A 24,728-nucleotide genomic window follows, 5' to 3' on the forward strand; every position below is an offset into this window, starting at 1 on the left:
TGTGTGCGTTCCTCAAAAGCCAATGGATTGCAGGTATTCGCGGTTGGCCCGCGCATCCTCCAGCGGGGTGCCGGGCATCGATGGGTCGCAGTCCTGCTCGACCGTGCACCAGCCTTCAAATCCGGCGTCGACGAGGCGTTTGCGGACCGCTGGAAAGTCGACATCGCCCTTTCCCAGATTGCAGAAGATGCCCTCCCCGCAGGCTTTGTAGAAGTCCGTGCGGTTGGCGACCGCACGGGCCTTTACATCTGGATCTATATCCTTGAAATGCATATAGGAAATTCGGTCCATATGGCGATCCATGAAGGCGACGGGATCAAAGCCGGCGTAGGAATGATGCCCCGTGTCGAAGCAGATCTTGAGAATGCTCTCGTCCACCTCCCCCAGCAATCGTTCCAGTTCCGGCTCGAAATCGATAAAGCCCGCAGCATGCGCATGGATGCCGACGGTCAGACCATACTCTTCAGTTCCCATTCTGGCGACGGCGGCGATCCGGCTGCGGAAAGCGGCCCATTCGCCATCGTCCATCTGCTCGGCCTCCGTGGCGCGCCCTGCCGTCGGCGCGCGGCGCGGCGATATGCTGTCGATCAACACCAGATGCTGTGCCCCATGCGCGGCCAGGGCTTTGCAAGTGCGAACCGAGGCATCCATGACGTCATCCCATTTTGCCGGATCATGAAACGGACGGAACACCACGCCGCCAATGATCGCCAGATCACGGGCTGCAAGTTCAGGCGCCAGCACGGCCGGATCTTCCGGCATGTAACCGATGGGGCCAAGCTCAATTCCCTTGTAACCAGCAGCCGCGCATTGATCCAGAACGGTTTGCCAGCTTGGATAGGATGGGTCGCTTGGGAATTCTATGCCCCAGGAGCAGGGTGCATTGCCGATGCGAATAGTCATTAGAAGGCCTTTCAATTGCTCAGAACGCGGCGACGTCCTGCCATGTCTTTGTTGTGGAGGAGGAGAGCGCGGCAGCGACAATCTGATTGACCATCATGCCGTCCTGAAAGGTCGGCCAGGCTGCTTTGCCGGCATGGATGGCCTCGAGAAAATCCTTGGCCTCGATGATGATCTGGTCCTGATACCCGGTGCCATGTCCCGGTCCCTGACAGAAGGACAGATAATCCGGATGCGTCGGTCCGGTCAGAATCTTGGTAAAGCCACGGCTGGCCTCCGGGCCTTCGGCCCGATAGAGCCAGAGCGCATTCTGGTCCTCCTGATCGAAGCGGATGGCGCCACTTGTGCCGGTGACCTCATAGGCGTAGCCCATTTTGCGGCCTGTCGAGATCCGGCTGAAATACATCTGGCCCATGACGCCGCTGTCGAAACGGCACATCATCTGCGCGTGGTCGTCATTGCTGACAGGGCCGCCCGGCCGCTGCCGGTGCACGGTTTCCACTTCGGCGATGACACTCCGGATGGGGCCAAGAAGCGCAAGGGCTGCATTGATCATGTGGGGCGCCAGATCGCCCATGGTGCCATTTGCCATACCCGTCGTGCGCCAGCTTGCCGGTGACTGCGGATCGGCAAGAAAATCCTCGGTGTGCTCGCCGCGAAACCATGTCACATCGCCGATAGCGCCCGACGCGATCAGCTGGCGTGCATATTGGCTGGCCGGTGTGCGAATATAGTTGAAGCCAACCATGTTGACGCATCGAGAGACCTCAGCTGCTGCGACCATGGCGCGACTGTCTTCCAGTGATGCGCCCATCGGCTTTTCGCAGAACACAGGCTTTCCCAAGGCAAAGGCGGCCTCGGCAATGGCGCGGTGCGTGGCTTGCGGAGACGCGATGACAATGGCCTCGACCTTGGGGTCGCTCACCAGCACCTGCCAATCGGCAGTCCCCCGCGCAAAGCCATAGGCCTTCCGATAGTGTTCGGCTTTGTCTGCACTCGTGGCACAGACCATTTCGAGACGCGGGCGAAGGGCCGTGTTGAAAACCGCTCCCACGGCAAGCAGAGCGACGGCATGGGCCTTGCCCATGTAGCCGCCACCGATGATCCCGATCCCAATCTCCGACATCCCGACCCCTGCGTAATCTTTTTGTTTGCAACCGATTGCAAAATTCGTATCCTAAGGCTCAATATTTGACAAGCCGGAATCGGACCGCAGTGTGACTGCGCGCTTTGGCAAACGGGGACATTCGGACATGAGCGAAGAGACCATTCGGCTGACCACGGCGCAGGCCATTATCCGTTATCTGGCCAACCAGTTCATTGTGATCGACAGTGCTGAAATGCGCCTGTGCGGTGGGGGACTCGGCATATTCGGTCATGGCAATGTCGCATGCCTCGGCGAAGCGCTTTACGAGGCAAGGGAAGAACTGCCACTGTACCGGGGGCAAAACGAACAGGGCATGGGTTTTGCCGCGGCGGGTTATGCCAAACAATGGCTGCGGCAGCGTTTTCTGTTTTGCACGGCCAGCGCCGGTCCCGGCACGACCAATCTTTTGACCAGCGCCGCACTTGCCCATGCCAATCGGCTGCCGATGCTTCTCCTGTGCGGCGATACCTATGTCACCCGGCTGCCCGATCCCGTCTTGCAGCAAATGGAAAACTTCGGCGACCCGACATTCGGTGTGAATGATGCGTTCAAGCCGGTCGTGCGCTATTGGGACAGGATCACCCATCCGGCGCAAATCCTGCCGTCGCTTCCCAACGCCATCGCCACCATGCTGGACCCTGCCGACTGTGGTCCGGCCTTCATCGGCCTGCCTCAGGACGTGCAGGGATGGGTTTACGATTACCCGACGGTCTGGTTCGAAAAGAAGGTACACCGCATCCGTCGCCAGACCCCGGATTCGGCAGAAATCGCCGACGCCGTGGCGCTGCTGCGGAACGCGAAAAGGCCGATGATCATTGCAGGCGGTGGCGTGCAATATTCCCGGGCGATTGCCGAACTGACTGCCTTTGCCGAAGCGCGCCGGATCCCCGTGGTGGAAACCATTGCAGGGCGCGCCAATATGGTCTCGACACATCCGCTGAACATCGGCCCGATCGGCGTCACCGGATCGAATTCGGCCAATGCAATCGCTGCCGAGGCCGATGTTATTCTCGCCGTCGGGACGAGACTTCAGGATTTCACAACGGGGTCGTGGACCGCGTTTTCAAAAGAAGCGCGCTTTATCTCGGTCAATACGGCGCGCCATGATGCCGGCAAGCATCGGTCGCTTCCGGTTGTCGGGGACGCAAAGCTCTCGCTGCTCGCTCTCACAGATGCGCTCAAGGATTATGCTGCTCCGGCAGCCTGGGTCGCTGCCGCTCAGGCGCATCGCGCAGCCTGGGACAGCTACGTCGCCCAGAACGTGGCCCCGGGCAACAGGCCCAACTCCTATGCGATGGCCATCGGTGTCGTCAACGACCTCTGCCACAAGCGCGACCGCGTGGTGGCCGCCGCTGGCGGGCTACCCGCCGAAGTAACGGCAAACTGGCGCACGCTCGAAACCGGCACCGTCGATGTCGAGTTTGGCTTTTCCTGCATGGGCTATGAAATTTCGGGCGCGTGGGGCGCCCGCATCGCCCAGGCCGAACGCGAGCCCGAGCAGGATACGATTGTCTTCATTGGCGACGGATCGTTCATGATGATGAACTCCGATATCTATTCCTCGGTTCTCAGCCGGAAGAAACTGATCATTCTGGTGCTGGACAATGGCGGCTTTGCAGTGATCAACAAGCTCCAGAACAACACGGGCAACCAGAGCTTCAACAACCTCCTGACAGATTGTCCGACGATCCCGGAGCCTTTCGCCGTCGATTTCGAAGCGCATGCCCGCGCGCAAGGGGCAATTGCCGAGACAGTCGCCAACCCCGCCGAATTGGCGGAGGCGTTCAAGCGCGCCAAGGCGGCCCAGAAAACCACCGTCATCTGCATGAAAGTCGATGCCTATGAAGGATGGACCGGCGAAGGCCACACGTGGTGGGAATGCGGCACGCCGCAGGTTTCCAACGACCCGGCCGTGACGGAGGCTCATCGGGCCTGGGAAGCATCGCGGCACCTGCAGCGCAAGGGCGTGTGATGGGGCTCGAACGGATCGCAAGCAAAGCATTTCTGGTCATCGGCCGGGTCGGCATGGACCTGACACCCTCCCCGGCCGGCACCCGCACGCGGGATGCCTCGTCGATGATGGTGGCTATGGGAGGATCCTCGGCCAATATCGCTGCCGGGCTCTGCAAGCTGGGCTGCAAGGCCGCTTTGCTGACCACCGTTTCAGACGATGCCGTTGGTTGGTATTGCCTTGGCCAGCTCGACCATTACGGCATCGATCGGCGCCATGTGACGGCGATCAGGAGTGAGGCGCGGACCTCGCTTGCCGTCTATGAAACGCGGATGGACGAGCACCAGTCGGTGATTTATCGCAACAATGCCGCCGATTTCCAGATGACTGTCGCCGATGTCGAGGCCGTGGACTACACAGCCTACGGCGGACTGATCACCACCGGCACCGTGTTATCAGCCGAACCGTCGCGTTCTTCAGCGTTCCGCGCATTCGAATTGGCAAGAACCGCCGGCCTTCCCATCATTCTTGACGTTGATTACCGCCCCTATAGCTGGCCGTCCGCAACAGTGGCGCAGGACGTGCTGTCGCGGGCGGCGGACCTATCGGATGTGATCGTCGGCAATGACGAGGAATTCGGCTTCATGGCCGGCGACATCACGAAAGGCTTGGAGAAGGCCCGCGCACTGGCCGCCTCGGCAGCTTCCATCGTGGTCTATAAACGCGGCCCGGACGGCGCGATCACCTTCGCAGGAAGGGAAGAAATCCGAACTGGCATCTTCCCCGTGACCGCCTTGAAGCCGACGGGCGCCGGCGACAGCTTTCTGGCCGGGTTCCTGGCATCACTCGGTGAAGGTCGGCCGCTGCGCGAGGCTGTAATGCGCGGATCGGCATGCGCCTCGATCGTGGTCGCAAAGCCCGGATGCGCGCCCGCCATGCCCTTCGTTGCCGAGCTGGACGCCTTCCTCGCATCACATCCTGGCGCCACATCCGCCTGAAAGGACCAATCCATGCATATCGCGCCCTATGACAATACCAACAAGCCGATCGTCGATATCGACAATGGTCTGGTTCCGCTCAATTATTTCAACATCGTCAAGCTGAAGAGGGGCGAGGCATTCGAATATCAGGTGCCTGGCTACGAGACCTGTATCGTGCCGGCGACGGGCAAGGTGGACGTGACGGTCGAGGGCGTATGCTTTGCGGATCTGGGAGGTCGCGGCGTCGATGTATGGGATGGCGAGCCCCAGGGCGTCTATGTGCCTGTTGGTGCGAAGGTGACGATGGTCTGCACATCCGAGGCCACGGAGACCTTTATCGCAGGCGCGCGCTACGACAAGGTTCTGGACCCCTTCGATATCCGCAGCGCCGATATCGACATGATCCAGTATGGCAGCGACGAGACCAAGACCCACCGCAAGATCAAGCATATCCTCGGCACGAAATATCACGACAGGGTGGGGCGTCTGCTGGTCAGCGAATTGTTCACCGTTGGCCAGGGGGGCTGGTCGGGTTTTCCCAGCCACAAGCACGACACCGACCGCCTGCCCCAGGAGACCCGGCACGACGAAACCTACAACTTCCGCTTCCGGCCCAATCACGGCTCTGGCGTCCAGATGTTGCAGCGCGACGATGGCAGTCCGGGCGATGCCTATCACATCGTCGATGGATCGACGGTTTGCATCGACAGGGGATACCATCCCTGCGCGGTGCTGCCGGGCTACGAGATGTATTATTTTACCATTCTGGGCGGCCTCAGCCAGAGATCGCTGGTGCAGTATTTCCAACCGTCCCATGCGGCCCAGCTGGAAACGATCCCCGGCATCAAGGACATGATTGCGAAGTTCAAATGACACTTGCGACGCTTTCCGAGGTGCTGCAGCCGGCGCTGCGCGACGGCTATGCCGTTGCCGGGCTCGTGACTTTGGGCTGGGAGGACATGCGTGCCTATGTGGCTGCAGCTGAAGCCGAAGGCGTGCCGGTGATCCTGCAGGCGGGGCCATCGTGCCGCGTCCACACGCCCATTGCGATTTTGGGCAAGATGTTCCGCCATCTCGCTGAGAACGCCACTGTTCCGGTCGTGGCGCATCTGGATCACGGCTACACCTATGACGAATGCAGAGAAGCGCTGGACGCCGGTTTCACCTCGCTGATGTTTGACGGGTCACGCAAGCCGCTGCGCCAGAACATCGACGAGACGGCGGCGATTGTCGAAATGGCCCATGCGGCCGGGATGTCGTGCGAGGGTGAAATCGGCTTTGTCGGTTATGCCGGCGGCGAAGGTTCCGCCGGAACAGATCCCGGGGAGGCCGCCCAATTTGCCCGGGAAACGGGTGTGGATGCTATGGCAATCTCGGTCGGCAATCTGCATCTGCAACAGTCCACCGGCGGCGGACTGGACGAGGAGCGCATAAGGGCGATCGAGGCGGGGACGCCTGTGCCGCTGGTCGTTCATGGCGGCTCCGGCGTGTCTCTGGCACAGCGCCGGACGCTCGCCCTGCAATCGAATATCTGCAAGTTCAACATCGGCACCGAATTGCGCATGGTCTTTGGCGAGGCTTTGCGGTCAGCCGTCAACCGCGATCCCGCGCGGTTCGACAGGGTTGCGATTCTGAAGGAAACGCACGACCCGGTCGTTGAGGCGACACGGCGTATACTGAAAGTGTTCAAGCGAGACTAGGATCCACAATCCGGATTTACGAGGAGGTGGATGCGGGCGGGGCATGCTGGTTGCCTGCCGTTGCAAATTTTCGGTATCGGCATCGGTTTTGCAATCTAACGCGTGCCCGATACAGGCTGCGCCTGTCAGGCGATCTTGAAGGGCCCGTGTTCGGTTGCCTCCAGCAGGGGCTGGATAAGCGGGTTCGGGAAGCGGCGTTTGACGGTAACGGCGAAGAAGGATTCGACCATGCCGGGCAACGCATCGAATTCCATGAGACTGCCGGTTTCCAACTCGCCCTTGACGACGATCGGGGGAAGAACGGCCAGGCCTGCCCCTTCGCGCGCCAGAAGACGCATCATCGCCATGTCATCGACTTCGGCTGCGATCTGCGGGGTTATTGCGAGCCGCGCGACAAGGGCATCGAACTGCGAGCGAACAGCGCTTTCGAGCGTTGGCAGGACAACCGGATGTTCCGCCAGGAGATCCGCGAGACTGGCTCCCGGCCTCCCGTAGGATGGCTTTCCGACAAGACTCACACGCTGCTGGTAGACATGCTGGGCGATGAAGGGCGTGATGGAATCGGCCATCGGCGGCTGGTTTAAAAGAACGATATCCAGGTTCAGCGCCTCAAGAGCGCCGAGGAGTTCGCTGGTGCTGCCTGAGCGCAGGATCATGTCCACATCAGACCGACCGAGGATCGGACGCAGGAACTCCATCTGGAAGTTGCGCGACAGGGTGGCCAAGGCTCCGATGCGGATTGCCCGACGGGTCCGGCCGGTTTCCTTGAGGGTTTCGATCAGTTCCTCCCCGGCCGAAAAGATCGTGTCCGCATGGTCGAGCGCGATGCGGCCGGCCTCCGTCAGGACGAGTTGCCGCCCCCGCCGCTCGAACAGCGGATGACCCAGGCGCTCCTCCAGCCGCTTGATCTGGATCGACAGAGCCGATTGCGAGAGGTTCAGCCTTTCGGCCGTACGGGTGAGGTTGCCATCATGGGCGACGGCACGGAAGTAGCGGAGGTGGTGATAGTTCAGGTCAGGCATCGTTCTATTTTATAGAACGAAATGACAAAAACAATGAATTTTTATCGTGCACATACGGCTGGTAACAGATCCGGCAATTGCTGTTTCCCTCCCGTGCGGCAGCCAATTCCTGGAGATATCCGTGATCCACGCCCTGCCCCTCCTTGCGCCGCTGCTTTTGCTCGGTGCCTCGATCTTCGCCTTCCGCGCGCCGGGCCTTCGTCCACGCAGCGCAATCCGCGTGGCGGAAATTGCAGCGCTCTGCACCGTCGTCATCGCGCTCGCCTGCGGTGTCGTCTTGACCACCTGGGGTCCCGGCAGCAGCCCGACGATCGGCATTTCCTATGGCACGCTCGCCTCGCGGCTCGACCACGTCAGCCTGATGATGCTTGCTCTCGTCTCCTTCATCGGCTGGATCGTCCTGCGCTATTCGGGCACGTTCCTCGATGGAGAGGCGAGACAGGGGCCGTTTATCGGCTGGATGACTGCAACACTTGCCGCAGTCCTCGTGCTCGTGCAGTCGGGCACGCTGCTGCAGCTTGTGCTCGCCTGGGTCGCCACCAGCCTCCTCCTCCACCGGCTTCTTCTGTTCTATCCCGAACGCATCGCTGCCCGGCGGGCGGCGCGCAAGAAATTCATCGTGTCGCGAACCGGGGATATCGCCCTCATCGGCGCTGCAGTGCTGCTCGGGTTTTCCTTTGGAACCGGCGATATCACAACGATCCTGGCGCTCGCCCGCCAGGAGGAGGCCGCACCGCTGACGATCGCTGCCGCAGGTCTTCTGGCGATCGCCGCCCTCCTGAAGTCGGCTCAGTTTCCAACCCATGGCTGGCTGACGGAGGTGATGGAAACGCCGACCCCTGTTTCCGCCCTCCTGCATGCGGGTGTGGTCAACGCCGGCGGTTTCTTGCTGATCCGCTTCGCCGACGTGATGATGCAGGCACCGGTGGTGCTGGCCGTACTCGTCATGATTGGAGGCTTCACGGCCCTCTTCGGAAGCATGGTCATGCTCACGCAGTCGGCTGTGAAGACCTCGCTCGCCTGGTCGACAGTCGCGCAGATGGGCTTCATGATCCTGCAATGCGGCTTTGCGCTCTTCCCGTTGGCGCTGCTCCACATCGTTGCCCATTCGCTCTACAAGGCGCATTCCTTCCTCGCGTCAGGCTCCGCCATCGAGACCGTGGCATCGACCCGCAGACCAGGCCCCATCGCGATCCCGAATGCGCGGGCGGTCGGCCGCGCCTTCCTGCTCGCCCTTGCCATCTACGCGATGATTGGCGTGCTCTTCGGCTTTGCAGACAAGCCGCCGCAGGCGCTGGGCCTCGGTGCCATCCTGATTTTCGGCGTCGCCTATCTGATCGCACAGGGTCTGGCAGATACCGCACCCTGGGCCCTGACCTGGCGGACCGCGCTCTACTCGATTTCGGCCGCCACAGCCTATTTCGGCCTGCAGCTTGGGGCCGACACGCTGATGCTCGGAACGCTGCCCGCAACGCCGCAACCCGGTCCGCTCGAGTGGACGCTGCTGGTCCTCGCTGTCGCCACCTTCGGCGCCGTCGCCGTCGCCCAGGCACTGTTCCCGCTCTGGGCCTATCATCCTGCAGCAGCAGGTCTGCGGGTCCATCTGGCCAACGGCCTCTATGTCAATGCTCTCTTCGATCGCCTGCTCCGGTGCTGGGCTCTGCCCCCTTCCGAAGCCGCAATCCCCGCTTCCGCAAAGGACTGACCCGATGATCGCGATAAACACAGTCGATGCCCGTAACGACACACCACTGAGGCGGGCGGCAGACCAGGCGGTCCGTGCGATCCCTCCGGCCTGGCCGCTGACGGCGACCGTGGCCGTCAATCCCTTCCTTGGGCAGATCGACACGACCCTGGACCAGACAGCGGCGCGACTTGCAAGGATCGGCGGTGTGCGGCTGGCGCTGCCCCGCAAGCATTATGCCGACAAGATCGCGAACGGCGAGATCATCGACGCGGATCTCTTGGCTGCACTTCCACCAAGGCCGCCGTTTGACCACATCGATCTGTCCGCTCTCAAGGCGTCCCTCACGCAAGAGGCCCGCCCCATTCTTGCCTTGCCGACCATCGCCGATCTTGCGGCGCGTACCGCCGGCAAAGACTGGCCGGGGCTTGTTGCGGAGCGGATCGGTGCCTTCGCCTCGGGTTTCTTCGATGAGGGACAGGCCCTCTGGGCAGCATCGCGGCGCAACGGCATCTATGCCGCCTGGCGGGCCTTTGCAATCCATGACCTGACGCCGGAAATTCTAGGCCTCAAGGGCTTCAGCATTCATGTCGCCGATACGCCGGAGACGCCGCATGCAGCGATCGAACGCGCGGCCGTCTCGCTGGACCTCGGTGCGGAGCCCGGCACCTATTTCCACCAGCTTTTGCTGACGCTGGGCGGTTGGGCGCAATTTGCCCGGCATGTCCAGTTCAAGGCCGAACGGGACGGAGGAGGCGACACCACCGCTCTCGAGCTGCTGGCGATCCGGCTGGTCTTCGAGGAGGTGCTGTACATCCGTCACAAATCCGCGATCGAAGATGAATGGCAGGCCGTGCGGCAGACCCATGCCGCACCCCTCATGGCCGACGAGGACACCGTCATTAACGGCGTGCTTCAGGCCGCGGCCGAGCGGGCGGCGCAGCGGACGCTTGCAGCCGCGCTCGCCATGCCATCGGCGGCCAAGGTCGCCGATCTGCGACCCATGCTTCAGGCGGCGTTCTGTATCGATGTCAGGTCGGAGCCGTTCCGGCGCGCCCTGGAGAGCACGGATAGAGGCGTCAGAACCCTCGGCTTTGCCGGCTTCTTCGGGCTCGGGATCAGCCATAAGCGTTTCGCCTCCGATGTTTCGGAACATCGAATGCCCGTCTTGCTGAAGCCCTCGGTCTACACCTGCAGCGCAGTCGAGAACGACCTCGGCACGCAGGCTAGGTTCAGTGCGCGTGCCATCCGGGCCTGGGGACGCTTCAAGCTTGCCGCCGTATCATCCTTCGCCTTCGTTGAGGCCATGGGACCTGTCTATGCGGGCAAACTTCTGCGCGATGGCCTCGGTTTCGGCAAGTCAAACAAGCCCGACACGGCGGCACCGCGCTTCGATGCGAGCCTCGACCTAGACACGCGGACGGCGATTGCCGAAACGGTGCTCAGGGCCATGTCGCTCACCAAAGGCTTCGCCCGCTTCGTGCTGCTTGCCGGTCATGGTGCTGGTGTCGTCAACAACCCATATGCCAGTGCGCTCCACTGTGGCGCCTGCGGTGGCTATAGCGGCGACGTCAATGCGCGCCTGCTTGCCAATCTGCTCAATGACCGCGGCGTGCGGGAGAAGCTCGCCGGGAACGACCTGCACATTCCAGCCGACACGGTCTTCCTTGGCGGCTTGCACGATACCACGACGGATGGATTTACGCTTTTCGACGATGATCTCGATATCAAAGCCAATGCCGCGGATCTCCGGACAATCCGTGCGTGGCTGGCGAATGCCGGCCGGCTGACGCGGACCGAGCGCGCGCACCGACTGCCCCGGGCGACGGCGCAGTCGGTGGCCGGGCGGAGCCGGGACTGGTCGGAAGTCCGCCCCGAACTTGGCCTGGCCGGTTGCCACGCCTTCATCGCCGCACCCAGGTCGCGGACCTCAGGGCGCTCGCTTGAGGGAAAGGCCTTCCTGCACGACTATGTCTGGCGGCAGGACGAAGGCTTCAAGACCCTCGAGTTGATCCTGACGGCGCCTGTTGTCGTCGCAAGTTGGATCAGCCTGCAATATTTCGGCTCGGTCGTCGCACCGTCTCTTTTTGGAGCCGGCAACAAGCTCCTGCACAATGTCGTTGGCGGGATCGGCGTCGTCGAGGGCAATGGCGGCAATTTGCGCGCCGGCCTTCCATGGCAATCGGTGCATGACGGAGCGCAACTCGTTCATGAGCCACTTCGACTGACCGTGGCCATCGAAGCGCCGAAGGAGGCGATCACCGACATCCTGCTGCGCCATCCGCAGGTCAGCGCCCTGTTCGACAACGGTTGGCTCAGCCTGTTTGGCTTGAATGAGCAGGGCCAGATGGCGTGGCGCTATAGTGGCGAGCTTGGCTGGACCGATGAAGGCACCGACAATGACCGTTCCATTCCGTTGGAAATCGCGAGCTGACAGTGACAATCGATCACCGCAAACTCGGCCATCAGGTCAGCGCCGGAGGCATTGCGCAGGTGGTAATTGGCAGCGCCCTGGAGACATCCCAGTCTGACGGCGACATGTGGGGTGGGACGATCTGCAGCGGCCACGGTCGATGAACGGCTGATCCCGCACGGTGCGCCAGACGATGTGACGGACACGGTTTTCGACTTCCGTTTCAGGCCGGCAATCGGCCAGATCTACGATCACAGTTTTTGCCTGGACGCCGGCCGTGACGATCTGCATCTCGGCGCTAGGCTATGCGAGCCGGAAACTGGCCGCATCCTGGAGGTCTGGACGACGGAACCGGCAATCCAGCTTTATACAGCAAACCATTTTTCAGATGCCATGGTCGCGCCCTTCTCGAAAGTGGTGCTCAACGGTGCCATCGCGCTCGAACCGCAGACCTATCCCAACGCTCCCAACGAGCCCACCTACCGCGGCGCGGTTCTTCGCCCCGGCGAAACCTATCGCTACCGGATGGAGTGGCGCTTCTCTGGCTTCTGACCTTCCACTTCCAATCCGGCCTGTCGACGCAGCCCTCATCCGATGAAACGTCGGCGATACCCCTTTCCCGGCGCTGCAGGAACAACTGCCGTCGCGGTGCGCTATAGCGGCCGATGAGGTCTTCTATGTCAGATACAGCTGATCGATCGCAGCACTTCGGTCTCAGCTATTCAAAACCTGAAACTGATCCCTGCAGAGAACACACGCGGTCGCGCGCTTTTCTCGTCCTGGTTGCCACCAGCGAAAAGCATGACTTTGCCAAACTGGCCTCAGCGCATTCACCAGACCCAACACCTTCTTGCATAGCCAATTTCTTTTTTGAAAATCATTTGACTAAATCATTTGTCGCTGTCACTCTTTTGTCATTCGGAGGTTTTCGACATGGCATTGCGCGGCACCAATCAGGAAACGGGAAGGCCGTACAATCGACGGATCGTACTGGAATCGATTCGTCTGCACGGGCCAATGACGCGTGGCGACGTCGCGCAACGAGTAGGCCTTACCGTGCAGACGGTCTCCACCATTGTCCGCGAACTCGAGGAGCAGGGGCTGATCCTTTCGGTTCAAAAGCCCCCTAAAGGGCGAGGCATTCCGCCCTCGACCCTGACCATTAATCCCGACGGCGGGCTGTCCGTCGGCATTCACGTCACGCCTCTCGGCATAGAAGCGGCGCTGGTCAATCTGCGTGGCGATGTCGTCGATAACGTCCGCCGGGACGTCATGAATGCAACGCCCCAAGAGGCCTTTTCCTTCATCCGCGACATGGTCACCCAGCTCATGGCAAGCCCTCGTTGCGGTCGCCTCCTCGGTGCCGGGCTGGCACTGCCAGGCCCGTTCGATGTGGAATCCATGAGCTTCGTCGGCTCGACCACGATGACCGGCTGGAAGAACATCGACATACGCCAGCACCTGGCCGATGCGACAGGCCTGCCTGCCTTCATCGAGAACGACATGGCGGCCGCCGCCCTGGGCGAGCAACTGTACGGCCTCGGCCAACAGGTATCGAACTACTACTACCTGTTCTTCAGCGTGGGTCTCGGTGGCGCCATGATGCATGACGGGACCGTGATGGGCGGTGCGTGGGGCAATGCCGGCGAAATCGGCCATATTCCTGCGGTGCCCGATGGTGAGCCATGCCCATGCGGCAACCGCGGCTGCCTGGAACGCTATCTTTCGCTGGATGCTTTTGAGCGTCGCGGCTTGCCAGCGGACGAATGGGTGTCGGAGGTTGCTCCTTTCTTCCGCAATGCCATCCGCACGATCGAAAACCTCTTCGACCCCGAGACGATCGTGCTTGGCGGTCTCGCGCCACAGCCATTGCTCCATCAACTCGCGACCCTTGTCGAAGGGCTGGACAATTCGATCTCCGCCCGCGCCCACCGTGCCCTGCCGCGTGTCGTCATGGCCAGCGACTGCCAGCATTCAGCGCTCCGAGGCGCAGCTGCGCTCGCTCTTTTCGGCGTGCTGTCGCCGCGCCACGGCCAGATGTTTGAAACATTAGAAAAGGGGAATGCCGAATGAGCGAGAAACTACTCGTCCTGGACGATATCCGCATGAATTTCGGGGCAATCGCGGCCCTCAAAGGCATCAGTTTCTCAATCGGGAAGGGCGAAGTCGTGGCCCTTCTGGGCGATAATGGCGCCGGAAAATCGACACTGGTCAAGATCATATCCGGTGGCTTGCGGCCGACATCTGGCCAAATGGTCTTCGAAGGAGCAGACTATCAGGCCAAGACGCCCGCCGAAGCCAAGGCAGCAGGCATCGAAACTGTCTACCAGGACCTGTCGCTGTGCACCAACGTCGATGTGGTCGGCAATTTCTTCATGGGCCGCGAGATCACCCGCAAGGTTGCCGGCATTCCTTTTCTCGATGAACGCGCGATGGAAGAAATCACAACCAAGGCGCTGACGAGCGCCGGTACCCGCATTCCCTCCATGCGCACCAAGGTCGAACATCTGTCCGGCGGCCAGCGCCAGGCGATCGAGCTGAACCGGTTTGCACACTGGGGTGGCAAGCTGCTTTTGCTGGATGAACCATTCGCTGCACTCGGCGTCGAACAGACGCGGCGCGGGCTGGACATGATCCGCCATGTCGCCAACCAGGGCATCGGCGTCGTCATCATCACACATATCATGCAGCAGGCCTTTCAGGTCGCTGATCGCATCGTCGTCATCCGCCACGGCGTCGTCGCCGGCGATGTGGATAGAGCCAAGACAAGCCCGGATGCAGTGATCGAGATGATCACAGGGCAAGCCCTCACCGGAGCCGGACCGGTGGGCAAAGAATGAAAAGGGGTCCGGCTTAAACTGGAGAGAACTATCATGAAACGAATAGTGATAAGCTTGCTGAGCGTTCTGGTGCTCGGCCTTTCGATGCTCACGACGGCGGCGGCCCAGTCCAAGGGCGTGGTCTATTATCTCGTGCCGACACTGCTCGATGAATTCCAGTCGGGCTCGGTCAGTGCCCTGCAGATGTTCCTGAAGCAGACCGGCTACGAGATGAAGACGCTCAATGCCGACAACAAGACCGACGCCCAGCAATCGCAAATGAACGATATCATCGCGTTGAAACCTGCGGCGATCATCCTTGCGGCTGTCGATTTCAATGCGCTGAAGCCATCGATCGAGGCGGCCCGTGCCGCCGGCATACCGGTCGTCGAGTTCGATCGCCAGATCACCTCGACCCCGTCCGACTTCACTTCCGTTGCTGGCACGATCGAGATCGGCCATGTCGCCGCCGACCAGGCGGAGGCCATGCTCAAGGCCAAACATGGTGATGTGAAAGGCAAGGTCCTGCAGGTCCTGGGAGACCCCGGCGATCCCTACACGCTCGATATCCAGAAGGGTTTCGAGGAGAAGATGAAGGCCTTTCCGGGCGTCACCATTGTGTCGGTGCCAGCCCTGATGTGGGAAGCCAGCAATGCCGGGACGATCGTTTCCGACCAGATGCTCGCCAATCCCGATATCGACCTGATTTTCCCGCATGCCGCCCATCTCTCGGTTGCCGCCGTCGCCTCGCTTGAGTCCGCCGGAAAAAAGCCGGGCGACATCATGATGATGAGCTCGAACGGCGCTCCTGTCGGCCTCGACCTGATCCGCAAGGGTTGGCTCAATACGGAAGTGGAACAGCCACTTTATGCCCAGGCTGCAGCCGTTGCCATGTTCATGGACAAGATCGTCGGCAAACAGGAAATCAAGGCCGGCGATTATGACGTGCTCGGGCTCAAGGGCGTCGTGACGATCGAGGCATGGGGTCCGAATATCAAGATCCCGGGTGCTGCGATCACCAGCGACAATGTCGACGACCCGGCTTTCTGGGGCAACATGAAACCGCCAACCGCAGCAGTAAAATCTGTCGAGTGAACGGCCCTTCCTCCGGGGTCCCAGGGCCCCGGAACCCTTGCCCTCCAATCCGGAATTGCCGTATGACTCCTCACACTCGCAAATCTCTTGAATTCCTTCTCGACAATCTCGTCTGGTTCATGCTCATCGTCGTTCTTGCGCTGTTCTCAGCCTTGATCCCGAACTATTTCCAGATCGGCATCTTCACCAACATCATCGAAGCGTCGAGCGTGCTCGGTGTCATGTCGATTGGTCTGGCGCTGGTGATCATCACCGGACACATGGACCTGTCGGTCGAGTCCGTCGCGGCGCTGTCGGCGATGGCCGTCGGTATCCTCTTCTGCTCAGCCGGCATCGGGCTTGGGATCAAACTTTCCCCGGAATGGCTGATGATCCCCGCCTCGCTGCTGGTCGCCTGTGCCATCGGAGGGTTGATCGGCCTGTTCAATGGTTTCCTCGTCGTCAAGCTGAAGATGAGTGCCTTCATCATCACCCTCGCCTCCTTCATCTGGGTGCGCGGTATCGTGCTGGCCGTTTCCGGGGGGCGCTCCGCCCAGGACCTCGACCCGGCCATCCGCTGGTTCGCCATAGAGCGATTTGCCGGGATCCCGCTCTCCGCCTGGATCGCGATTGGCTGTTTTCTGATTTTCTCGATCATGATGGCCAAGACACCGTTCGGTCGGCATCTGATCATGATCGGCGGCAATGAGACCGCCGCCTACCGCGCCGGCATTCGCGTGACCCGCAATCTGATCATTGCCTTCGTGATGGCCGGCGCTATCGCTGGTCTTGCCGGTTGGCTCCTTGCCGTTCGCACCTCGGGCGCCACCGCCAATCTCGGCGTCGGCCTTCTGTTCAATGCCTTCGCAGCCGTGGTCATCGGCGGCGTCAGCCTCAAGGGCGGTGTCGGAGCGCTGCCCGGTGTCTATGCCGGCGTGCTGCTGCTCTCATCCATCAACACGGCCATCAACCTGATGGGCCTGCCGGCCAACTATACCCAGGTCATCCATGGCTTCCTGGTTCTGGCGGCCGTTCTTCTCGACACTTTCAAACAAAGGCTCCGCCAGAGGCTCGCATGACAGACAGATTGAAAGACAAGGTTGCACTGGTGATCGGTGCCTCTCGCGGCATCGGCAAAGCGATCGCGCAACGCTTCAAAGAGGAGGGTGCCAAACTCGTGCTCGCCGATTTCGAAGAAGAGACAGGGCGGGCAGCCGCCAAGGAAATCGGCGCCGATTTCGTCCGCACCGATATTTCGAAACTGGACGATGCTGTAGCGGCGGTCGGATTGGCGCTCGAACGTCACGGTCGGCTCGATATCATCGTGCAGAACGCGGGCATCTACCCCTGGCAGTTGATCGAAAATACGTCGCCCGACGACTGGGACAATGTGATGGCGGTCAACCTGCGCGGCTGTTTCAATGCTGCCCGCGCCGCGCTGACGCCCATGAAAAAGCAGGGGGCGGGACGCATCCTCTTCACCTCGTCGATCACCGGCCCGCATGTTACCAGCCCCGGTCACGGTCACTACGCTGCAAGCAAAGCCGGCATCAATGGTTTTATCCGCTCCGCCGCTTTGGAATTCTCTTCTTATGGAATCACCGTCAACGGCGTCGAACCGGGAAATATCCTGACGGAGGCGATCCAACTGCATCGCAGCGCCGCCTTTATCAAGAACATGGAGGATGCCATTCCGCTGGCGCGCCTCGGTTCACCGCGCGACGTGGCCAACGCCTTCCTGTTTCTGGCCTCCGATGACGCGAGCTATGTAACCGGCACCACGATCATCGTCGATGGTGGTCAGCTTCTGCCGGAAGGGGCAGATTTCAAAGTGTTGCCCCCTTCTGATTGACGTCCGGTAGCGCGGTGCATCGAACGGCTCGCGCCGCCGTCAACTGACGGGCTGACAATGAGCTTTGTCTGGCCGATCGGTCAGTTCCCTCTCTCGATCGCCAGCAGCGACGCACGCAGCCGATCGCCCGCGAAATCGAGAAAGCGACGGATTTTTTGCGGGAGTTGTGTCAGCGGCGCGTGGAGAATGTGGACCGGGGCCGGATTTGCCTCAAAGCTGTCAAGGAGCAGACGCACCCGGCCGGCATTGAGGGCATCGATCGCCTGGTAATGCAACAGCTGAACAAACCCCAATCCGGCCTCAGCCGCAGCGATTGCGGCCTCTGCGCCAGAAACAAGCAGACGCGCTTTGCCCGCGGGCCAGCTTGGTCCGCCTGCGCCAAGCCGGGGCGTCGTGCCTGCAAGTGGAATGTTCAGGATGATGGAGGGCAGCCCGGCGAGATCGTCAGGACACTGCGGTACGGCATACTGATCAAGAAAATCGGGGCTGGCAACGATCACAGATCGCATCCTGCCGAGCCTTGTGCCGATCAGGCTGCTGTCTGGCAGCGCGCCGATCCGTACCGCAAGATCGGCGGCGCCGGCAGCCAGATCGACATTGGCGTCGATGAGTTGCAGATCGACGGTGATGCCCTCATGTTGCTGCAGAAAGTCCGTGACGATCGGCAAGACGTGAAGCCGACCGAACATTCTCGGCGCGCTCACCACCAGCCGTCCGGTCGGCTCGACGAATTCGCCCGCTGCTTCGCGCTCGACCTCGTTTACCTGCGCGATGATCTGGCGCGCGGCCGCAAGATAACGCTGCCCGGCGTCGGTGAGCACCAGCCGGCGGGTCGAGCGGATCACCAGCACGACACCGAGATGCTGTTCCAGCTGGCCGATTTTCCGCGTCAGCGTGGCAACCGGTACGGCGCGCTTTCTTGCAGCCGCTGAAAAACTGCCTGCATCCATCACATCGATCAACAGCGACATTGCTTCCAGCCGATCCAATGAGTTCCCCAATATTCGCGTAGATGCTGTCCAGATTCGGCCGATTGCGCGGCCATGCCGGCATGATTACATCGTCTTTCATATGAGATGCTTCGTCAAGCGCTCGCCATCGGAGGTGATCATGAGCTACGGGTTCCTGGATGTGGCCATAACGCCGGCCGTGCGTGCCACGCAAAAGCAACTGGGTGTCGACGGCATGTGGGAGAGCTTCAGGGGGCAACGCGACTTCGATCGGTTCACCGAGCAGGAGGCGCTCTTCATTACCGACCGGGACAGTTTTTATATGGCAACGACATCAGAGACGGGCTGGCCTTATGTCCAGCACCGCGGCGGCCCGCAGGGGTTCCTGAAGCTGGTGGATGATCAGACGCTGGCCTTTGCCGATTATCGCGGAAACTTCCAATATATCAGCATCGGCAACCTGTCGGTGAACGACAAGGTGTGCCTGTTCCTCATGGATTATCCGCGTCGGACCCGGCTGAAGATTTATGCGCATGCAGAGGCTGTGTCGCTCGATGCAGATCCGGCGCTGACGGCAGCCGTGCTGAATGGCGCCCGCGGGCGGGTCGAGCGGATCGTCAGGCTGCGGCTGCAGAACTTCGACTGGAACTGCCCGCAGCACATCGTCCCGCGCTACACGGATGTCCAACTGGAAGAAGGCCTGCGCCCGATCCGTGATCGGCTGGCGGCACTGGAGACCGAAAATGCCGCATTGCGCGCCCAGGTCGCAAACCCCGTTTAGCGCGGGGGGTCGACTACGAATAAAACATGCTGTGTCTTCATCCTCAGGCTTTTCGTGTTTTCAATGCCTGAATGAGACCGTCACGCACGACGAAGCCATAGTGCAAATGTCCCGATGAAATCGGCACACCATCCAATGTCTCAACCGTTTGAGAAAGCGACACGACAACATACCCGCCTCCCATCTCCCTTACATCCACCACTGTATCGTGGGTTCTCGTTGTGGCCCACTGTCTTTGCCAATATGCCTGGAGCGCGTCCTTGCCCTTCAACATACCGACATCACCTGGCCAGACGATATCGTCGGGCAGCATTGCCAGCAATGACATGCTGTCTCGTCTGTTATACGCGTCAAACGCCGTCCTTATAAGACCGTCGGTGGCCGTCATGATCCGTTCCCACAAAATTCGCCGGATATCTCCCGAAACCAAATGCTCGCCAGCCCGTCTTGCACAGATCCATAGGGCCATCAGCTTTCAAGGCTCGCAGTGCGGTGATCAGGCGGGGTCGCCGGCATCAAAGCGGGTGACCTTGCCACCTTCAATGCGAAAGACATGTCTTACGGTTTTATCGCTCAGCTTGTGGCCCTGCTTCCCTTCAGGCGGGACGCCGTTGAGATCGTAGATTGTCTGCTCGACGTCTACAGCGAGTGCCCCGTCGGGAGCCGCTGAAAAGGCAACCGGCTTCACGTTCGGGCTGACGATCGCCCATTGACGCGTCCAGTAAGCGCGCACGGCTTCACGGCCATGTTCATGGCCGCCGTCCATCGCGTTCGCCCATTCGACATCGTCGGCAAGCGCGTCCAGTACCCCATCGATATCTCGCGCGTTGAAGAAATCGTAAAGGCGCTCGATCATCCGGACGTTGTCTTCAAACATGTCTGACCCCATAAGAAATTTCTGAACTGCTGGCCAATCTGGGATTGTCAGTCGGCTGAATTTTATATATGTGCATATGTATATTGCCGTCAAGTGGGAGTGACTTTAAAAAATGGACGAAGATGTACTCGTCACGCCGGGGCATTTGATCAGTCTGGCGGCACGCGGATTTGCACGATTGAGCGAGGCGCGTCTTGGTCCGCTTGGATTTGGCGTTGGCCAGCTGCCGGTGCTTGTCGCCCTTCACAACGGTATTGCCCGGACCCAGCGTGACCTCGCCCGGTTCGCCAAGGTCGAGCAACCTCCAATGGCGCAAATGCTCGCGCGAATGGAGCGCGACGGTCTGATTACCAGAACGCGCGACCCGCAAGATGGAAGGAGCAGTCACATCGCGCTGACGAGAACCGCTCAGGAACGGTTGTCAGAAGCATCAGAGAGACTGTTTCAAGGCAATCGCGAGGCCTTGGCCGGATTTTCCGATGCGGAAGCCAACCAGTTTGTCGAATTCCTTGTGCGCCTCATTGAAAATCTGGATCGGATCGCAAGCGTCGAAACGGAAAATTCAGATACATGAAAATCGCAGCGGACAGGAGGCTTTGCCGGGTTTGCCGGAGACTTTTCGGTTTAGTTTGTGCGGCCATGGCCGGTGCGTCGAGCACGGCATTTTACCGTTCTTCGGCCTCGGCTGGCGGAATGTTGCAGATGGGCTCCAGAAGACATCCGTTGTTGCACTCGTCCACCCATTCGAGCGTGGCGAACGCCACGGCTTCGAAGTTGTGCCAGGGTTCTCGCCCATGGGCGACGTCGACCTTGCAAAGGCTGTGGTTCATTTCGGCGAGAGCGTTGTCATAACCGTCAGCAACTCTTCCGACGGAAGTCTCGAACTTCACCGCCGTGCCGCGACGGGCGCAGCCGACCAAGAGCATTGACCGGTGCTCGATGAAGGCAATCATCACTTCAACGGGGCGGTCGAGCTTCCTCCTACCCGGCAGGCGAATGTATCAAGTTCACCGCAAGGGGCCATCACACAATATGCAGTCACCTTGCGCGATATATCGTTGGCTTGCCGGAGCTCCCGGTTCTCCCGCTCCAAAGCCTTCAATTTCTCGCCCACATCGCTCGGCGGGGCCTGATCGTTTATCGCTGTCGACCTCTGCCTTCTCCACCCACGCATGGAGGGCATGCGTCGAGCAGCCAATTTTTCAGACTGTGGGTGACGCCGCGGCCCACCGCGAAGGGTGCTCGGCTTCATGTTGCGTTACCATTCGAACGGCACGGGCGTGGACTTCAGGGGGTTTTTTGTTTGTCATCTTGCTTGTCCTGGACCCTACTTCTCACGAGTGGCTCTCCGGTAGATCCGGCCCGGCTCAAGCGTGATTGCGCTGCAGATGCCCAAAGGCTTAGCACCCGGCATACCAGACCTGCGAACGAAGCGCACTCATGGCGCGTTATTGCTGGCGCGGTCTGGTTTGGCTAATCGCCAATGACAAGAGCGTTCCTACCGGGTTTGGAGCCGGCTACGCAGTGTAAGGACGGCGCGCATTGCGGTTCCCAAGCCATATGGCCCAGGACGATCCAGCGGATGGATGCGGTATACGCCAAGTGGCTCCGGCTATGTCCAGGGCCTTTGCGCAGATAATTGACGCACTTACCTCATGTTGCGTTCCCAGTACCAGGCGACATACATCTTTTTGCGATCATGCCTTCGCTCCTTGAGTGTCGACCGAAGCGCCCGGATATCGGCTTTCTCGCAGGCCGCCCAGACGAATGTTTCGGGGTCGATGGATGCAATCGCTTTTTGGGCTTCTGCCAGGAAAACGCTATTGGTACGGTCTGGATAATCGCTCCTGTGCAGCCAACGGACATCCAGCACGCCGCCCGACACAATGGACTGTTCCTCCGCCTCGTCCTCAACTTCGATAAGTGCTTGCATCTGCGTTCCCACCGGCACCTCGGCGGCGATACGGGCGATGGCAGGCAGTGCACTTTCGTCGCCAATCAGAAGCATCGACTTTGCCGTCGGAAGATCGCCCCCACCCGGCCCGAGAAGTGCTGCCTTGTCCCCTGCCCGGGCGTCCCGAGCAAAATCGGCTCCGGGCGTGGATATCCCATGCATTGGATGCTGCAGGAAGTCGATCGAGACTTCCCCTCGCTCAAGGTCCACCGAACGGATGGTGTAGACGCGCACCAGAATCTGGTCGTCGCCCTCCGGCCAGGAAATGCGTCCGTCCTGGCGAAAGCCCGGCCATACCGGTGCCCTGCCCTTCGGCGGAACCAGCAGCCGGACATGCATGTCTCCACCCATGAACGGGGTGACATCGGCGCAGGAAAATACGACACGGCGCATTTTCGGCGTCACATTTTCCACGGAGATAACGGTCACTTCATGCAGGTTGGGCAGGCTAAGCAGGGACGTCGGCGTCATCCACGTCAACTCCAGCGGCTGGTCGCCGGCAAAATAAAACAGATGTTCCGCCATGTCGGTACGGGCCGCCTCCAGAAAGGCCTGTGTCGAACACTCCAGCGCGATCAGCAATTTTCCATCATCTGTGCGGATTGTCGCGATGCCGCTTTTGCTTCTTAGAACAGCCCGATCGCCGCTACGTTCCACCTCCGCATGCTCGATGAAATGTTCGCAAATCTCGTCGAGCATCTCTGCAGCACTGTGGGGAACGGCAACACCCGAAAGCTTGAGTGATTGAACATCGTTCATCAGTCTTTTCTCCTTGTTCGAATCATCAAGAACGGCCGGCCAACCGGTGACGCCCGATCGGCAACATGATCGGCCGGGCGGAAATGGGATCGACAATGATGCGGCTATCCAATCCGAAGACCTGCCGAACCATGTTTTCCGTCAGCACATCTTCTGGGGTGCCGAAGGCATGCACACGTCCACCCGTCATTGCGACGAGATAATCCGCGTAGCGCGCCGCCAGATTGAGGTCGTGCAGAACCATGACGACCGTCGTGCCCCGCGTCCGGTTCAAATCGGTCAGGAGATCGAGTACCTCGATCTGGTGGTTGATATCCAGAAACGTGGTTGGCTCGTCGAGCAGCAGGATGTCTGTCTGCTGGGACAGTGCCATGGCGATCCAGACGCGTTGGCGCTGGCCGCCGGAGAGTTCATCAACCGGCCGCTCGGCAAGATCGAACGTTTTCGTTGCCGCAAGAGCGCTGTCGACTGCCTCTTCGTCCAGTTTCGTCCAACGGGAAAACAGGCTCTGATGCGGATGCCGCCCGCGTCCAACAAGATCGGCGACGGTGATGCCTTCCGGTGCAATAGGCGATTGTGGCAAGAGCCCCAGCGTCCGGGCGACCTCTCGTGAGGGAAGGGTATGGATCGACTTGCCATCCAGAAGAACCTGTCCCTGGCTTGGTGAAATGAGCCGCGATAGTGTGCGCAGCAGCGTGGACTTGCCGCATGCATTGGCGCCGACGATAGCCGTGATCATCCCCGGTGGTATGGTCAGGTCGAGGTCCCTCAGGATTTCTCTATCGTCATAGCCGGCCGAAAGCTGGTTAGCGGCGAGGGAATGCGCAGTCACAGCGAGCCTCCGGTACGGCTGACCTTAATGATCAGGAAAATCAGGTATGGTGCGCCAAGTGCGCCGGTCACCACACCGACCGGATAGCGGCTTGGCAGGAGAAGCTGACCTGCATAGTCGCCAGCGAGCACGAGCAGCGCGCCGACCAGCGCAGAGGGCACAAGCAGCGATCCATTGCTGCGGAAAATGCGGGCCGCAATCGGCCCCGAAAGGAATGCGACAAAGGCGATGGGGCCGGTGACGGCCGTCGCGGTTGCGATCATGCCGACGGCTGAAACGATAACCAGCATACGGGTGCGTGCGACTCGAACCCCGAGCGCTGCAGCTGTGTCGTCACCCAGTTGCAGCGCTTCCAGATCACGGGTGCGCATGAGCAGAAGTCCGCCGAAAAGGGCAAGCGCAAGGAGCAGTGGCAGTGCCTGCGAAAGCTGCGCGCCGTTAACGCTGCCTGTCAACCAGCGCATCGCCTCTTGCAGCGTCCATGCCGGCGCTGATGTCAGGATGTAGCCGATCACACTCTGGAGCATGGCTGCAACACCAATGCCGACAAGGATGAGACGCGATCCGGCCACACCGTTGCGGAAGGACAAGCCGTAGACTAGGACCGCAACCCCGAGGCCAGCGACCACGGCCAGGACCGAGACCATTGGCCCCGTGATCGACAGGACGACTATGGCGAACACGGCCGCTGCACTGGCTCCGGAAGTAATGCCGATTATGTCGGGACTGGCCAGCGGATTGCGCAGCATGATCTGGAATGCAACGCCGCCCAACCCGAAACACATGCCCGCCAGCACCGACAGGACGGCGCGGGGCAGGCGCAACTGCCCGACCGTGAAAGATGCACCAGGCACGTTCTCGCCGAACAGCACGCGCACGACATCGGTCGGGGGCGTGAAAGACTGTCCAACAGACAGAGTAATTCCGAAGATCGCGACGACAAGAGCGAACAACACCGCCTGTACGGAAACGCGTCTGCGTGCGCGGCGGCGCCGGTAGTCCAGAAGAAACCTGATCGTGGGCGACAGCATGA

At 60.7% G+C, this 24,728-nt stretch carries 23 protein-coding genes and 2 pseudogenes; 14 read left to right on the forward strand and 11 right to left on the reverse strand.

Going from position 1 to position 24,728, the window contains the following annotated elements; all coding sequences use genetic code 11:
* Positions 1–12: 12 nt before the first annotated feature.
* Together AX760_RS13355 and AX760_RS13360 are read right to left on the reverse strand one after the other, a co-directional pair.
* Positions 13–903 (reverse strand): sugar phosphate isomerase/epimerase family protein, encoded by an 891-nt coding sequence (locus AX760_RS13355; protein ID WP_071833392.1) that lies wholly within the window; start codon positions 901–903, stop codon positions 13–15.
* Positions 904–922: 19 nt separating this feature from the next.
* Complete coding sequence (locus tag AX760_RS13360; protein ID WP_071833393.1) at positions 923–2,026, reverse strand: Gfo/Idh/MocA family protein; 1,104 nt, start codon at positions 2,024–2,026, stop codon at positions 923–925.
* A gap of 127 nt (positions 2,027–2,153) precedes the next feature.
* Between AX760_RS13360 and iolD the strand changes: the two genes are divergently transcribed.
* Genes iolD through AX760_RS13380 form a run of 4 tightly spaced genes read left to right on the forward strand, consistent with a single transcriptional unit; the run spans position 2,154 to position 6,678 of the window.
* The gene (gene iolD / locus AX760_RS13365; protein WP_071833394.1) at positions 2,154–4,019 is read left to right on the forward strand and encodes a 3D-(3,5/4)-trihydroxycyclohexane-1,2-dione acylhydrolase (decyclizing); all 1,866 of its coding nucleotides are present in this window, start codon (positions 2,154–2,156) and stop codon (positions 4,017–4,019) included.
* Positions 4,019–4,996: a 5-dehydro-2-deoxygluconokinase gene (gene iolC / locus AX760_RS13370; protein ID WP_071833395.1), complete on the forward strand. Its 978-nt coding sequence runs from the start codon at positions 4,019–4,021 to the stop codon at positions 4,994–4,996. The genes iolD and iolC overlap by 1 nt, the downstream gene beginning before the upstream one ends.
* Positions 4,997–5,008: 12 nt before the next feature.
* Positions 5,009–5,851, forward strand: a complete 843-nt coding sequence (locus AX760_RS13375) for a 5-deoxy-glucuronate isomerase (protein WP_071833396.1) — start codon at positions 5,009–5,011, stop codon at positions 5,849–5,851.
* On the forward strand, positions 5,848–6,678 hold the full coding sequence (locus tag AX760_RS13380) for a class II fructose-bisphosphate aldolase (RefSeq protein WP_071833397.1): 831 nt from the start codon (positions 5,848–5,850) through the stop codon (positions 6,676–6,678). Before AX760_RS13375 ends, AX760_RS13380 begins: the two co-directional genes overlap by 4 nt.
* A 125-nt stretch (positions 6,679–6,803) precedes the next feature.
* Here the strand turns inward: AX760_RS13380 and AX760_RS13385 are convergent, their stop codons facing one another.
* Positions 6,804–7,700, reverse strand: coding sequence for a LysR family transcriptional regulator (locus AX760_RS13385; protein ID WP_071833398.1), 897 nt, complete (start codon positions 7,698–7,700; stop codon positions 6,804–6,806).
* A 121-nt stretch (positions 7,701–7,821) separates the two neighbouring features.
* On the opposite strand from AX760_RS13385, the gene AX760_RS13390 reads away from it, so the two are divergent.
* From AX760_RS13390 to AX760_RS13425, 8 genes are all read left to right on the forward strand, one after another.
* Entirely contained in the window at positions 7,822–9,405 is a 1,584-nt protein-coding gene (locus tag AX760_RS13390) for a proton-conducting transporter transmembrane domain-containing protein (protein WP_071833399.1), read from the forward strand.
* Positions 9,406–9,409: 4 nt separating this feature from the next.
* A complete protein-coding gene (locus AX760_RS13395; protein ID WP_071833400.1) occupies positions 9,410–11,818 on the forward strand; it encodes a YbcC family protein in 2,409 nt (802 codons plus the stop codon).
* Between the two features lie 111 nt (positions 11,819–11,929).
* Positions 11,930–12,349: an aldose epimerase family protein gene (locus tag AX760_RS13400; RefSeq protein ID WP_071833401.1), complete on the forward strand. Its 420-nt coding sequence runs from the start codon at positions 11,930–11,932 to the stop codon at positions 12,347–12,349.
* 381 nt (positions 12,350–12,730) lie between these two features.
* Positions 12,731–13,870, forward strand: a complete 1,140-nt coding sequence (locus AX760_RS13405; RefSeq protein ID WP_071833418.1) for an ROK family transcriptional regulator — start codon at positions 12,731–12,733, stop codon at positions 13,868–13,870.
* Positions 13,867–14,637: an ATP-binding cassette domain-containing protein gene (locus AX760_RS13410; RefSeq protein WP_071833402.1), complete on the forward strand. Its 771-nt coding sequence runs from the start codon at positions 13,867–13,869 to the stop codon at positions 14,635–14,637. The genes AX760_RS13405 and AX760_RS13410 overlap by 4 nt, the downstream gene beginning before the upstream one ends.
* 33 nt (positions 14,638–14,670) lie before the next feature.
* Positions 14,671–15,711, forward strand: coding sequence for a sugar ABC transporter substrate-binding protein (locus AX760_RS13415; protein ID WP_071833403.1), 1,041 nt, complete (start codon positions 14,671–14,673; stop codon positions 15,709–15,711).
* A gap of 62 nt (positions 15,712–15,773) precedes the next feature.
* Complete coding sequence (locus AX760_RS13420) at positions 15,774–16,769, forward strand: ABC transporter permease (RefSeq protein ID WP_071833404.1); 996 nt, start codon at positions 15,774–15,776, stop codon at positions 16,767–16,769.
* Complete coding sequence (locus AX760_RS13425; protein WP_071833405.1) at positions 16,766–17,542, forward strand: SDR family NAD(P)-dependent oxidoreductase; 777 nt, start codon at positions 16,766–16,768, stop codon at positions 17,540–17,542. The genes AX760_RS13420 and AX760_RS13425 overlap by 4 nt, the downstream gene beginning before the upstream one ends.
* Before the next feature lie 80 nt (positions 17,543–17,622).
* On the opposite strand, the gene AX760_RS13430 is transcribed toward AX760_RS13425, so the two are convergent.
* Complete coding sequence (locus tag AX760_RS13430) at positions 17,623–18,513, reverse strand: LysR family transcriptional regulator (protein ID WP_245295016.1); 891 nt, start codon at positions 18,511–18,513, stop codon at positions 17,623–17,625.
* A 139-nt stretch (positions 18,514–18,652) separates the two neighbouring features.
* On the opposite strand from AX760_RS13430, the gene AX760_RS13435 reads away from it, so the two are divergent.
* Positions 18,653–19,273, forward strand: a complete 621-nt coding sequence (locus tag AX760_RS13435) for a pyridoxamine 5'-phosphate oxidase family protein (protein ID WP_071833419.1) — start codon at positions 18,653–18,655, stop codon at positions 19,271–19,273.
* A gap of 43 nt (positions 19,274–19,316) precedes the next feature.
* Here AX760_RS13435 and AX760_RS13440 read toward each other — a convergent pair whose 3' ends face one another.
* Both AX760_RS13440 and AX760_RS13445 read right to left on the reverse strand, forming a co-directional pair.
* Complete coding sequence (locus AX760_RS13440; protein WP_175552061.1) at positions 19,317–19,661, reverse strand: nuclear transport factor 2 family protein; 345 nt, start codon at positions 19,659–19,661, stop codon at positions 19,317–19,319.
* Positions 19,662–19,769: 108 nt separating this feature from the next.
* Positions 19,770–20,150 (reverse strand): nuclear transport factor 2 family protein, encoded by a 381-nt coding sequence (locus AX760_RS13445; protein WP_071833420.1) that lies wholly within the window; start codon positions 20,148–20,150, stop codon positions 19,770–19,772.
* Between the two features lie 112 nt (positions 20,151–20,262).
* Here AX760_RS13445 and AX760_RS13450 point away from each other — a divergent pair, with 112 nt between their 5' ends.
* A complete protein-coding gene (locus AX760_RS13450; protein WP_071833408.1) occupies positions 20,263–20,724 on the forward strand; it encodes a MarR family winged helix-turn-helix transcriptional regulator in 462 nt (153 codons plus the stop codon).
* Positions 20,725–20,815: 91 nt separating this feature from the next.
* Here AX760_RS13450 and AX760_RS28195 read toward each other — a convergent pair.
* From AX760_RS28195 to AX760_RS13475, 5 genes and pseudogenes are all read right to left on the reverse strand, one after another.
* A pseudogene (locus tag AX760_RS28195) lies at positions 20,816–21,031 on the reverse strand (IS3 family transposase); the annotation flags it as partial.
* Positions 21,032–21,073: 42 nt separating this feature from the next.
* A pseudogene (locus AX760_RS28200) lies at positions 21,074–21,460 on the reverse strand (transposase); the annotation flags it as partial.
* 338 nt (positions 21,461–21,798) lie between these two features.
* Positions 21,799–22,863, reverse strand: coding sequence for a DUF2218 domain-containing protein (locus AX760_RS13465; RefSeq protein WP_071833410.1), 1,065 nt, complete (start codon positions 22,861–22,863; stop codon positions 21,799–21,801).
* A 25-nt stretch (positions 22,864–22,888) separates the two neighbouring features.
* Positions 22,889–23,695, reverse strand: coding sequence for an ABC transporter ATP-binding protein (locus AX760_RS13470; RefSeq protein ID WP_071833411.1), 807 nt, complete (start codon positions 23,693–23,695; stop codon positions 22,889–22,891).
* Positions 23,692–24,726 (reverse strand): FecCD family ABC transporter permease, encoded by a 1,035-nt coding sequence (locus AX760_RS13475; protein WP_071833412.1) that lies wholly within the window; start codon positions 24,724–24,726, stop codon positions 23,692–23,694. The genes AX760_RS13470 and AX760_RS13475 overlap by 4 nt, the downstream gene beginning before the upstream one ends.
* Positions 24,727–24,728 lie beyond the last annotated feature (2 nt).

This window comes from Pararhizobium antarcticum, from assembly GCF_001885585.1.
Lineage (GTDB): Bacteria > Pseudomonadota > Alphaproteobacteria > Rhizobiales > Rhizobiaceae > Pararhizobium > Pararhizobium antarcticum.

What these genes read in the sequence shown, in the direction of transcription:
- AX760_RS13355 (WP_071833392.1), bottom strand. Translation starts at nt 903, where the DNA reads ATGACTATTCGCATCGGCAATGCACCCTGCTCCTGGGGCATAGAATTC.
- AX760_RS13360 (WP_071833393.1), bottom strand. Translation starts at nt 2,026, where the DNA reads ATGTCGGAGATTGGGATCGGGATCATCGGTGGCGGCTACATGGGCAAG.
- iolD (WP_071833394.1), top strand. Translation starts at nt 2,154, where the DNA reads ATGAGCGAAGAGACCATTCGGCTGACCACGGCGCAGGCCATTATCCGT.
- iolC (WP_071833395.1), top strand. Translation starts at nt 4,019, where the DNA reads ATGGGGCTCGAACGGATCGCAAGCAAAGCATTTCTGGTCATCGGCCGG.
- AX760_RS13375 (WP_071833396.1), top strand. Translation starts at nt 5,009, where the DNA reads ATGCATATCGCGCCCTATGACAATACCAACAAGCCGATCGTCGATATC.
- AX760_RS13380 (WP_071833397.1), top strand. Translation starts at nt 5,848, where the DNA reads ATGACACTTGCGACGCTTTCCGAGGTGCTGCAGCCGGCGCTGCGCGAC.
- AX760_RS13385 (WP_071833398.1), bottom strand. Translation starts at nt 7,700, where the DNA reads ATGCCTGACCTGAACTATCACCACCTCCGCTACTTCCGTGCCGTCGCC.
- AX760_RS13395 (WP_071833400.1), top strand. Translation starts at nt 9,410, where the DNA reads ATGATCGCGATAAACACAGTCGATGCCCGTAACGACACACCACTGAGG.
- AX760_RS13405 (WP_071833418.1), top strand. Translation starts at nt 12,731, where the DNA reads ATGGCATTGCGCGGCACCAATCAGGAAACGGGAAGGCCGTACAATCGA.
- AX760_RS13410 (WP_071833402.1), top strand. Translation starts at nt 13,867, where the DNA reads ATGAGCGAGAAACTACTCGTCCTGGACGATATCCGCATGAATTTCGGG.
- AX760_RS13415 (WP_071833403.1), top strand. Translation starts at nt 14,671, where the DNA reads ATGAAACGAATAGTGATAAGCTTGCTGAGCGTTCTGGTGCTCGGCCTT.
- AX760_RS13420 (WP_071833404.1), top strand. Translation starts at nt 15,774, where the DNA reads ATGACTCCTCACACTCGCAAATCTCTTGAATTCCTTCTCGACAATCTC.
- AX760_RS13425 (WP_071833405.1), top strand. Translation starts at nt 16,766, where the DNA reads ATGACAGACAGATTGAAAGACAAGGTTGCACTGGTGATCGGTGCCTCT.
- AX760_RS13430 (WP_245295016.1), bottom strand. Translation starts at nt 18,513, where the DNA reads ATGTCGCTGTTGATCGATGTGATGGATGCAGGCAGTTTTTCAGCGGCT.
- AX760_RS13435 (WP_071833419.1), top strand. Translation starts at nt 18,653, where the DNA reads ATGAGCTACGGGTTCCTGGATGTGGCCATAACGCCGGCCGTGCGTGCC.
- AX760_RS13440 (WP_175552061.1), bottom strand. Translation starts at nt 19,661, where the DNA reads ATGACGGCCACCGACGGTCTTATAAGGACGGCGTTTGACGCGTATAAC.
- AX760_RS13445 (WP_071833420.1), bottom strand. Translation starts at nt 20,150, where the DNA reads ATGTTTGAAGACAACGTCCGGATGATCGAGCGCCTTTACGATTTCTTC.
- AX760_RS13450 (WP_071833408.1), top strand. Translation starts at nt 20,263, where the DNA reads ATGGACGAAGATGTACTCGTCACGCCGGGGCATTTGATCAGTCTGGCG.
- AX760_RS13465 (WP_071833410.1), bottom strand. Translation starts at nt 22,863, where the DNA reads ATGAACGATGTTCAATCACTCAAGCTTTCGGGTGTTGCCGTTCCCCAC.
- AX760_RS13475 (WP_071833412.1), bottom strand. Translation starts at nt 24,726, where the DNA reads ATGCTGTCGCCCACGATCAGGTTTCTTCTGGACTACCGGCGCCGCCGC.